This is a genomic window from Actinacidiphila oryziradicis, assembly GCF_005047355.1.
GTDB classification, from domain to species: Bacteria; Actinomycetota; Actinomycetes; order Streptomycetales; family Streptomycetaceae; genus Actinacidiphila; species Actinacidiphila oryziradicis.
The window spans coordinates 23,627-33,326 of record NZ_SUMC01000079.1 but is presented as its reverse complement, the minus strand read 5'-3'; the positions used below and the strand labels follow the sequence as shown (position 1 = coordinate 33,326).

The following is a 9,700-nucleotide window of genomic DNA, read 5'->3' as shown; positions in this document are numbered from 1 at the left end:
GGCATGGCCGAGGTGATCTCGACGGTGAGCCGGATGGCGGTGCGCAGGTCGGCTTCCAGGTCCCCGGTGTCGGGGAGGGGGCGAAGCGGGACTTCTCCGTTGAGGGCTTCTATCACCAGTGCGGCCTTGTTCGGCCACCAGCGGTAGATGGTGGCCTTGCCGACCCCGGCGCGGCGGGCCACGCCTTCGAAGGACAGGCGCCGGTAGCCGACCTCGTTCAGCAGGGCCACGGTGGCTTGGAGGACGGCTTGGTGGGACTGCTGGCTGCGCCGCCTGGAGGGTGCCGAGGCAAGATCGGGGTCGCCGTTCCGGTCGGGCAGGCAAGGGTCCTGGTGGGCGCACGGCCGTCCAGGAGTGATCACCTTATGCCCCTCTTATAGATTCCTATGGTTTTGATTGACTTTAGACCGATATGAGACTTACTTTGGCGATACGGAGCGTTTCGTTCCCTGGAGGTGTAACTCCATAGCTGCGCCATTTATTCCTAAATGGCTGGGTCTGCCGGAGAGCAGGACCGCTACGGCTCGTACGAGTGGTCCGGTTCGGCGGGCGGACCATGGTGCACCGGATCCGCGCGCGGGATCTGATGCGCAGGAGCGCCGGTCACTCCGGCGCGAGGAACCGATACTCAACCCCTGGGAAGAAGGGGGCATCATGCGCGCGTCCAAGATCAGGCGAGTGGTTGCCGCGGTATGCGCGGCGCCTGTCATCGCTCTCGGAGCTTCGGCCGGCGCTAGCGCGGCCACCAACCAGGCCACTACCCACGCGCCGTCCACCGCGGTGGTAGCTGCGGCCCACAGCCCCAACTGGGGCGGCGGCTGGGGCGACGGCTACGGCTGGGGCTACGGCGACGGCTGGGGCTACGGCGGCTGGGGCCACGGCTGGGGCGGTGGCTGGGGTCACGGCGGCTGGGGTCACGGTGGCTGGGGTCACGGCGGCCGCTGGTAGGCCGGGCACAGTGCAGCCCACCGTCAGCACGCAGCATTTTCCCGCTGCTTGATCCGGGTGCCCGAGAGTCTTCGGGCACCCGGACCCCTGTCCACCGGCTCCCACGAAGCGGTGGTCCAGGCGCTGACCGTGACGGCACCGTTCTTTGCCGGTGCGGAGGCGAATCGGGTGGGCACGGCTGGAGACAGGGCACAAGCACATGCCGCGTCCGGTGCTGCAGGACTGGGGCGCCGATGCCGGCCATAGGGCACCTGTTGTGGATGGCGTCGCCGAGGACGGTGACCTGCTGGGTGTCCAGGCTCGATGGTGGGCATGGTGCCTAGGAGCGTGGGTCAGTAATGGTCCAGGGCGAAAACAATCTCCACACGAGGTCGATTCTGGCGACTGCGGGAGCAGTAGCCCTCCACCGGAGGCCCTTTCGAGGTCGATTGATGGCTCGCTCGCCCCACCTGGGCCAGTCCAGGCGCACCTGCTGTCCGGTCCGCCGGTCCAGGCGGAAGTCCCGGGCGGCCGCGAGCAGCGTCGTGGGGAAGTGCCCGGGCCCGTCGTCGTAGGCGGCCGGTTCCGCGCTGATCGCCGTGTCGTCGCGCAGGGCCTCACACGGGATGCGGCCGCAGTGGCGCGCCATGCCGAGCACTTCCACCAGCCGCTTGTAGGTGCGCTCCTCCTTGACCAGCACGCCGTCGGAGAGACCAGCGCGTACCAGCACTGCCGGATCGTGAGCGGCAGCTGCGCGACGAAGCAGCAGAGCTCAGCTGCCGCTGTACCGGTCAGCGTCGGCCGGGCGGAAGCACGCCGTCACCGTCTTGCCGTGCCGCTGACACGTCATCCCCCCTCGTCGGCGAGCATCCGCACGATCCCTACTCCCCGGCCGGACACCTCGCCCACCTCCGGGTCACGCTGCCGCAGCAGCGTCGGATCCTCGTCATGGACGCTCACATGAAGGCAGTCGCCGTCCCGGGTAAGAACCAGATCCGCATCGCTGTGCGCGTGGACGTGAGCATTGGTGAGCAGCTCGGACACGGCAGGACGACAGCGTCCACCGTCTCCGGCTCAGCAGCCGTCCACGGCAGGGACTCCAGATGCCTGCGTGTCCGCTGGCGCCCGGCGCGCACCCCTCCCGGCACGGGAAACGAGTGCGCCCAGCCCATCGCCTTGACCGCCACCAAGCTCTCCCGTTCCTACCGCCCACACCCACTCGTGCACTGGCCACCTACCCAGCGCCCGCCTCCGCGGGCATCCGGGCGACACCGCCGATGTCTGTTTCCGTCTCGCGCGGTTCTGTCAGATTCCCGAGGCGCACCTTGAGCGGGCGCTGCCAGCGCTGGGCTTCGGCCAGGTCCGCCGTACGGTCGGCGGCCCGGCCGCCTGACGGCAGCGTTACGGTCGGGGCTTGTTCGCGAACACCCACCGGTTGCCCGCCAGCGCGTCGTTCTGCTCGGGCAACGGGCCGCGTCCGTGATGGCGGGTGAAGTCGAAAGGGGTGTGGACCGATGTGGACCAGCCCTTGCTCGCCAGGTCACCGGCGGAGTCGGGCCGCGGCTCTCTGTCGAACAGGTTGAGCAGGTCGATGCCGATCTGCTGTGTCGTCGAGGTGTAGAGCGGGCTGTCGCGGTATTCCAGCAAGTCCTTGTCGAGCTTGACCTCGAACGCCAGAGCGCTTCCTCCCGTGCTCAACCGGTCCACCGTGTCGATGAGGTACGTCTCGGCGGCGGTGGGCAGGTAGAACAGCAACCCCTCGGCCAGCCAGACGCTCGGTGCAGCCGTGTCGAAGCCGGCGTCGGCCAGCGCTCCGACCCAGTCGGCGCGCAGATCGATCGGGATGGGTACGCGCGCTGCCTTCGGGGCGGCCGACAGTCCGTCGAGCACCTTGTGCTTGAACGCCAGCACGCCTTCCCTGTCGATCTCGAAGATCACGCAGCCGGGAGGCCAGTCGAGTCGGAACGCCCGCGAATCCAACCCCGCCCCGAACAAGACCACTTGGCGGGCGCTGCCCGTGTGCACCGACCGGAGGAGAAAGTCGTCGAGGACCCTCGTCCGCAGACCGAAGTAACGCGCGAATCGCCCCCACAGCGGGTTCGCGTCCCCGTCCGCAACCTGTTGTATGCGGACCGGCCAGCCGGCGGACGCCGGTGCGGCGAGCACGAAGTGCTCCGCATAGACGTCCCGTGCCAGGGTGTCGTGGCGGTGGGTCTCGATCGCCCGTGCCGCGGCGACCATGAGAGCGGTCAGGCCGACACCTCCTTCCACGCCTTCCACGCCGGTATTCCGAGGCGTTGTGCTGACCACATGTCCTCCTTTGGGCGAGTTGAGACCACGAACAGCGAGGAATACGAATGATGGATCAACGGTGGACGCACGACGCCACCGCTCTGGGCGCCCCGTTCCTAGGGGAGCGCCCGATAGCGCGGCCCTGCGGCCACCCGGTCCCTCAGTCCGGCCGGCTCGGCGTGGGGCAGGTCGCCGCGCGGGCCGGCCACAGCGGTGCGGTGTCCAGGGCCTGCCGTCAGATGGCGGTCGATCAGAGTCGATCGGATGGGCAGCGGCATTGAATGCCTCGCTCATCGGCTCCTCCCCTCCGGAAGCAGGACGGGTTTGACCACGCGGCCCGCGTCGCAGTCGCGCTCGGCCTCGTTGATGTCGGCGAGTGGGTACGTACGGATCAGCTCGTCGAAGGGAAACCGCCCGGCCTGCCATAGCCCGGTCAGCCGCGGAATCAGAAGTCCCGGCACCGCGTCCCCCTCGCAGATGTGGGAGATTTTCCTGCCCCGGTCCAGTGCCCCCGGTTCGAGCGGCAGCGCGGTGTGGAGCCGTGCCACCAGACCGAGGTGGCCGGTCGGGCGCAGGGCCCGGAGCGCGTCGTTGATCAGCTGGGCGGAGGCCGTGGTATCCAGCGCGTACTGCGCGCCGCCGTCGGTCAGTTGCTGGATGCGGCCGGGCAGGTCGGCCGATGCGGCGTGCAGCGGAATCGCGCCGAATCGTTCGGCGAGGGCCAGCCGTTCGGGGTGCCGGTCGACGGCCACGGCCACTGCTCCGGAGGCGGCGGCCGCCATCACCGCGGCCAGGCCCACCGCTCCTGCGCCGAAGACCGCGATGGTGTCGCCGGGCCCGATGCCGAAGGAGTTGAAGACCGTTCCGGCGCCGGTGAGGAAGCCGCAGCCGAGCGGTCCGAGCAGTTCGATGGGCAGCGAGGGGTCGGCCCGGACGGCGTTGCGGGCCGGAACCACCGCGTACTCGGCGAACGAGGACTGGCCGAACCACCGGGGGGCCAGTTCGTCCCCGGCCGCGTCGGTGAACCGCACAGCGTTCTCCTTGCGCCCTCCGAAGAGGTTGAGCGAGGCGAAGGAGTCACAGTAGGCGGGGGCAGCGTCCATGCAGTTCCGGCAGTGTCCGCAGGAGTCGAAGCTCAGCACGACGTGGTCGCCGTTGCTCAGGCCGGTGTGCGGGCCGCCCGTCTCCACCACGACCCCGGCCCCCTCGTGGCCGAGCACCGCTGGCAGCGGCGAGCGGCCCGCCGAACGCCGGACCGCGAGATCGGTCCGGCACATCCCGCAGCCCGCGATCCTGACCAGGACCTCGCCGTCGGCCGGTCCCGTGTTCAGGATCACCTCCTCGACAGCGAATCGGCTCTCGTACGAGCGCAGTACCGCCGCGCCGAACCTCATCGTCACGCCTCCTCCGGACGGTGCACGACGAACGGTCTGAGGTTCCCGTAGAGCCCCCATAGCCCGCCCGCGACGCCGACACCGCTCTCCTTGATGCCCGCGAAGGGCTGGGCGAGGGACAGCTCGGCGTGGTGGTTGATCCACGCCGTCCCGCACTCCAGCCGGTCGGCCACCACCTCGGCCCGGTCGAGATCGGTCCCCCATACCGAGCCGCCCAGCCCGAAGCCGGTGTCGTTGGCCGCCTCGACGGCTTCGTCGAGGCTCCCGTACGGCAGCACCGGCAGGACCGGACCGAACTGCTCCTCCGTCACCACCGGGCTGTCGGGCGGGACATCGGCCAGGATCGTCGGGGCGTAAAAGTAGCCCGGTCGGTCCAGCCGGTGGCCACCGGCCACGGCTCGGGCGCCGTCTGCCAGGGCCTGGGCCGTGTAGCGCTCGACCCGGGCCAGTTGGGGGACGTTGTTGACCGGTCCCAGCTGCGTGCCCGGGTCGAGGCCGGCTCCGACGACGGCGGTCTTCGCGCGCTGCGCGAGGGCCTCGACAACGTCGGAGTAGAGCCGGGCCGGGGCGTAGACGCGCTTGACCGCCATGCAGACCTGCCCGCAGTTGCGGAACGCCGCCCAGAACAGCCGGTCCGCGATCCGCTCCACATCCACGTCCCCCAGCAGGATGGCGGCATCATTACCACCCAGCTCCAGGGTGACGCGGCCAAGCGACGCCGCCGCGCCCTCCGCGACGGCCCGTCCGGTGGGGATCGAACCGGTGAAGGTCACGTGACGGATCCCTGGATGGGAGGCCAGGCGAGCGCCGAGGGGTTCGTGACCGGTGACGACCGTCAGCACGTCCTCGGGGAGGGCGGTGGAGATGACGGATCCCAGCAGCCGTGTGGCGAGGGGCGTGAAGGGGGAGGGCTTGAGCACCATCGTGTTGCCCGCGGCGAGCGCGGGCGCAAACTTGGCCGACGCGAGCTGGAGGGGAAAGTTCCACGGGACGATCGCGGCGACGGGCCCGAGCGGTCGCCAGCGGATCTCGCTGCGTACCGGCCGACCGTCCCTGATCGACTGGGGCCCGGGGGCCATCTCGGCGAAGTAGCGTAGGCGGGCCGCTGTGCGGGCGATCTCCGCGTACGACTCGGCCAGGGGTTTGCCCTGTTCACGGGTGAGCAGCGGAGCGATGTCCGCCCCGGCCGCCTCCACGGCGTCGGCTGCCGCGAGCAACGCGGTGGCGCGGGCAACGGGGTCGGACCGCCAGCTTCGCCAGGCCTCGTGGGCCCGGCCGACGACGGCGTCCAACTCGTCCGGCTGCTGGTCGGGAGCCTCCTCGAAGGCCTCGCCCGTTGCCGGATCGAGGACGGCGAAGCGCTCGCCGCGGATCCCGCGCGCGCGGCGGGGCTGACTCGTCGGCATGCCGGCGGTCAGCCCGCGGCGGCGACGGCAGCCGCGTATTCCCGGGCGTGCCGGTCCATCTCCGCCCGGAAGGCGGCCACCAACTGCGGCTGAATCCTTCCGGTGTTGCGGTCGCCCCCCTCGCAGACCGCCCCGCGCACCCCCACGATGTCCGTGCCGATGCGGGTCAGCGCGCCGAGGTCTCCCACCTTGACGCTGCCCGCGAGGGCGGCGAGCAGATCGGCCTCGTGGGCCAGCCGGACGAACTCCGCGCAGACCTCTGGCGGAACGTGGTCGAACAGCCGTGTCCCGTCCTTGACCGCAGTGTCGAGCATGGCCGCGTCGGAGCCGGAGCGGCGGGCGATGTCGGGCAGCGCGAGCGGGTTGACGCAGCCGATCCGGTGGGCGTCGGCGTAGCCCGAGGCGACGACGAACGCGTCCGGCCGATATTCCTTCACTGCCCGGACGACCCCTCGCATGACATCGATGGCCTGTTCGGGCGTCGTGCATCCGTAGAGGCCGACCTTGATGTATGTGGCTCCGGAGACAGCCGCACCGAGTGCCGCCTGGGCCACCGTGCCGGGCTTGTACGGCACGTCTCCCACGGTGGCGGACACCGGCTTGTCTGCCGGGACCGCGTCGCGGATCTCCCTGATGACCCACGGGAAGTTCGCGCCGAGCGAACCCTCGTCGGGCTTCTTGACATCGACGATGTCGAGATGCTCCGCCGCCTTCGCGCAGTCGAGGGCCTCCTCGACGCTGTCCGGGGAGATAAGAAGCAACAACGTGGACTCCTTCCACCGCATATCCACCTGGCCAAGAGGCAGGTGTGCGGAGCCGGCTGGATCCCTTGCGGTCTGCTCATCATTACTGCGGCCCGTGGCCACCGGTAGGGCGCGCGGAGTCCGAACGGGTACTGCCACGGAGTACCCAGTGCGCCGTGTGCGCCTGTTCGAACGAACCGCAGGTTCCGAAGCTGCCCCCTCGGCCGCCCACAACCCGCTCCGGGTCTACCTCACCAACACACCGCACCATCGGCCAAGCGAAGGAGCAGCCAGCCCGTCCAGCGGGCCGCCGGTCAGTCCCGGATCATGGTGGGCGGCGGGCTGCGGCTCGACCACCTGCGCGCCGGTGCTGCGGGGCGCGCTGGAGTCGTTCGGGCCCGCTACCGTCACGCACGCGCCTGGCGCCCTGGTGAGCGGGACACGCTACAAACCGGCCGCTGCGAAACTCGGAACAGCGCACCTGCTCGGTTCATCCGTAGCCGGTCAGCATCGCAGCCATGGGATCGAACGCCATGGTCAATCACGCCCTGTATCCGCACGCCGAAAGAGCACGCCGGTCCGTCGATCAGGTGAGTTCCAGTCCGCCATCGATGGTGAGAACCTGCCCGGTCAGCCAGGCGGTGTGGGCATCAGCGAAGCGCAGGATCCACTCCGCGATCTCTTCGGGGTCACCTCGGCGACCCAACGGGATCCGTGCCGCTTCGTCGCTTTGGCCTCCTGCCCGGTCGCCAAAACCTTGCGGTCCCAGCCCTCGGTGGAAACGGCGCCGGCAGGACCGAGGTCCAGACAGTTGGTGTAAGGGTCGGAGGTGAAAGCCAGAGGAACGGTTCCAAGGAGGTCGGCTGCCACGTTGTGTCCGGCGAACTTGCCCATCGGCAGAGCATGCTGGCGACTCTGCATCGTGTAGTGCCCATCAAATCGTACGGTCCGCGCTCAACTGAGCGCGGACCGTCGTCGCCGACGGCTCCCGCTCGCGCAGCCGGGCCAGCGCCGGGGGGCCGAGCAGCGAGCTCAGGAAGCGCCTGGGTGCGTCGTGGCGCGGCGGGTCGGCCTCCAGCAGCGGGCTGGGGATCCGCACAAGGGTTTCCCGGGGGGAAGTTCCTCAGGCCCACCCCCGCCGCCGACTGGAGGGACTGCCAGTCCATGAGGGCGGCACGGACCTCGTCGTAGCGGGCCATAGCGTAGACGTCGTAGCGGGCCAGGTGAACCAGCGGCCCGGCGTCCCGCAGCTGTGCGTGCAGTCGGCGACTCACCGGAACAGGTCGCCGCGGCGCAGCGTCAGATGGTCCGCATCGGCATCGACCGGCCCGCCGGGGCGGCGACCGGCGACCTCGACGCACTGACCGCACCCGACCAAAAACGTGCGCCTACCCGAGTGTCACCTTCACCGCGGTCCGCGACGCCCGGGCGCTGCGGTAACGCGCGCTCTGCGGCCACTGCCGATCCGAACGGATCGGAGGTGTCACTTGAGGAGTTTCGAGAACAATATCTACATGAGCATATGGGATAAAAGAGGGGATATGGTGGTGTACGGGACTGAGCCGTACAACGCCGAACCGCCTCCTGGCGCGCTCGCGGGTCAGTTTCTCACCCGGCTGGACACCTTCTACGCCCGGAACCACGGGCCGATCCAACAAATCGACGCGGCCGGCTGGCGGCTGCGGGTGGACGGGCTGGTCGATCGCACGCTGGAGCTGTCTCTGGAGGAACTGCGCCGCCGCTTCCCCGAGCGGAAGGTGGTGGCGACACTGCAGTGCGCGGGCAACCGCCGCGCCGATCTCCAGGAGTTCCACGTCATACCGGGCGAGGTCCCCTGGGGCCCCGGGACCACCTCCACGGCATCCTGGAGCGGGGTGAGCCTGGCAGATGTGCTGGCCGAGGCCGGACTGCAGGTTCGCGCGGCCCACATCGCCTTTGCCAGCACCGACGTGTCACAAGAGGCCGACCCGCCACAGCCCTACGGCGGATCCATCCCGGTAGCGAAGGCCACCTCCAGCGAGGTGCTGCTGGCCTGGGCGATGAACGGCCAGGCCCTGCCCGCCGCACACGGCGCCCCGCTGCGCGTGGTCGTTCCGGGCTGGATCGGCGCCCGCAGCGTCAAATGGCTGCAACGCGTCACCGCCCAGGCCGAACCGTCCGACAACTACTTCCAAACCGCCTATAGCGTCCTGCCTCCCGAAGCCGATCCTCACAAATTCGGGCCGGGTGACGGCATCATCCTTGGCCCGGTCGCCCTGAACTGCGCCATCCTGCGGCCCGACAAAGACGCCCGGCTGCCCGCCGGGGCGACCGAGGTCACCGGCTACGCCTTCGCCGGGGACGACCGGACCGTGGCACGCGTCGACGTATCCCCCGACGGCGGCAGCACCTGGATCCAGGCTGGTCTGGACGCACCGGAAAGTCCGTGGACGTGGCAGCACTGGCGCGCCACGTTCACCCTGCCCGCAGGCGAGAGGGAGCTCATCGCCCGCGCCTGGGACTCCACCTCAGCCGTACAGCCTGAATCGCCGGCGACTGTCTGGAACCCCAAGGGGTACGCCAACAACTCCTGGGCCCGCGTGCACGTCACATGTCACCCCTGACCGGACGCTCTGGTGGAACGACGCCAACCACACCGCGGTCACACACCCCGGCGATTAAAGGCCGCCCCGCTATTGTGTTCGGCCTGCTGGGACGGCTACCGGAGGTGGCGCTCACGCTCGACCAGCAGGTGCGGCGCGCGACTAGCAGCCGCAAAGGCAGCCGACCGACGACCCCGGCCAGCCGGTTCGCGCAGGACCGCGATCCGGTACGTGACAGCGTCCCAGCGGTCGCCGCACAGCGAGTACTGGCGGGTGGTGCCGTCGGGCAGGACCACGTCGATGTGGGAGAGCCGGGCGTCCAGTCCGGCAGGCGCTTGCCGGCGGGGTGCCGCAGG

At 69.9% G+C, this 9,700-nt stretch carries 10 protein-coding genes and 1 pseudogene; 2 read left to right on the top strand and 9 right to left on the bottom strand.

Annotation, left to right across the window (positions count from 1 at the left end; all coding sequences use genetic code 11):
- A partial coding sequence (locus FCI23_RS41885) for a TetR/AcrR family transcriptional regulator (protein ID WP_246144582.1) occupies positions 1 to 362 on the bottom strand: 362 nt, incomplete at its 3' end.
- 292 nt (positions 363 to 654) lie between these two features.
- On the opposite strand from FCI23_RS41885, the gene FCI23_RS41880 reads away from it, so the two are divergent.
- Positions 655 to 948 (top strand): hypothetical protein, encoded by a 294-nt coding sequence (locus FCI23_RS41880; protein WP_136729323.1) that lies wholly within the window; start codon positions 655 to 657, stop codon positions 946 to 948.
- 319 nt (positions 949 to 1,267) lie between these two features.
- Here FCI23_RS41880 and FCI23_RS41875 read toward each other — a convergent pair whose 3' ends face one another.
- The 8 genes and pseudogenes from FCI23_RS41875 to FCI23_RS58695 all read right to left on the bottom strand — a co-directional run bounded on the left by FCI23_RS41875 (position 1,268) and on the right by FCI23_RS58695 (position 7,861).
- Positions 1,268 to 1,657 carry a hypothetical protein gene (locus FCI23_RS41875; protein ID WP_136729322.1) on the bottom strand — a complete coding sequence of 130 codons (390 nt, stop codon included), beginning with the start codon at positions 1,655 to 1,657 and terminating at the stop codon, positions 1,268 to 1,270.
- A 42-nt stretch (positions 1,658 to 1,699) separates the two neighbouring features.
- Positions 1,700 to 2,114 (bottom strand): annotated as a pseudogene (locus FCI23_RS41870) (ATP-binding protein).
- A 214-nt stretch (positions 2,115 to 2,328) separates the two neighbouring features.
- Positions 2,329 to 3,237 carry a class I SAM-dependent methyltransferase gene (locus FCI23_RS41865; RefSeq protein WP_136729321.1) on the bottom strand — a complete coding sequence of 303 codons (909 nt, stop codon included), beginning with the start codon at positions 3,235 to 3,237 and terminating at the stop codon, positions 2,329 to 2,331.
- Positions 3,238 to 3,509: 272 nt separating this feature from the next.
- Positions 3,510 to 4,613 (bottom strand): NAD(P)-dependent alcohol dehydrogenase, encoded by a 1,104-nt coding sequence (locus FCI23_RS41860; protein ID WP_136729326.1) that lies wholly within the window; start codon positions 4,611 to 4,613, stop codon positions 3,510 to 3,512.
- A 2-nt stretch (positions 4,614 to 4,615) separates the two neighbouring features.
- On the bottom strand, positions 4,616 to 6,019 hold the full coding sequence (locus FCI23_RS41855) for an aldehyde dehydrogenase family protein (protein ID WP_136729320.1): 1,404 nt from the start codon (positions 6,017 to 6,019) through the stop codon (positions 4,616 to 4,618).
- 8 nt (positions 6,020 to 6,027) lie between these two features.
- Positions 6,028 to 6,804, bottom strand: a complete 777-nt coding sequence (locus tag FCI23_RS41850; RefSeq protein ID WP_136729319.1) for a (5-formylfuran-3-yl)methyl phosphate synthase — start codon at positions 6,802 to 6,804, stop codon at positions 6,028 to 6,030.
- A 544-nt stretch (positions 6,805 to 7,348) separates the two neighbouring features.
- Complete coding sequence (locus tag FCI23_RS60990) at positions 7,349 to 7,531, bottom strand: SDR family oxidoreductase (RefSeq protein ID WP_265737812.1); 183 nt, start codon at positions 7,529 to 7,531, stop codon at positions 7,349 to 7,351.
- 165 nt (positions 7,532 to 7,696) lie between these two features.
- On the bottom strand, positions 7,697 to 7,861 hold the full coding sequence (locus FCI23_RS58695; protein ID WP_211265690.1) for a hypothetical protein: 165 nt from the start codon (positions 7,859 to 7,861) through the stop codon (positions 7,697 to 7,699).
- A 442-nt stretch (positions 7,862 to 8,303) separates the two neighbouring features.
- Here FCI23_RS58695 and FCI23_RS41830 point away from each other — a divergent pair, with 442 nt between their 5' ends.
- Positions 8,304 to 9,365 (top strand): sulfite oxidase, encoded by a 1,062-nt coding sequence (locus FCI23_RS41830; RefSeq protein ID WP_246144580.1) that lies wholly within the window; start codon positions 8,304 to 8,306, stop codon positions 9,363 to 9,365.
- Positions 9,366 to 9,700 lie beyond the last annotated feature (335 nt).

What these genes read in the sequence shown, in the direction of transcription:
- FCI23_RS41830 (WP_246144580.1), top strand. Translation starts at nt 8,304, where the DNA reads ATGGTGGTGTACGGGACTGAGCCGTACAACGCCGAACCGCCTCCTGGC.
- FCI23_RS41850 (WP_136729319.1), bottom strand. Translation starts at nt 6,804, where the DNA reads ATGCGGTGGAAGGAGTCCACGTTGTTGCTTCTTATCTCCCCGGACAGC.
- FCI23_RS41880 (WP_136729323.1), top strand. Translation starts at nt 655, where the DNA reads ATGCGCGCGTCCAAGATCAGGCGAGTGGTTGCCGCGGTATGCGCGGCG.
- FCI23_RS41860 (WP_136729326.1), bottom strand. Translation starts at nt 4,613, where the DNA reads ATGAGGTTCGGCGCGGCGGTACTGCGCTCGTACGAGAGCCGATTCGCT.
- FCI23_RS41855 (WP_136729320.1), bottom strand. Translation starts at nt 6,019, where the DNA reads ATGCCGACGAGTCAGCCCCGCCGCGCGCGCGGGATCCGCGGCGAGCGC.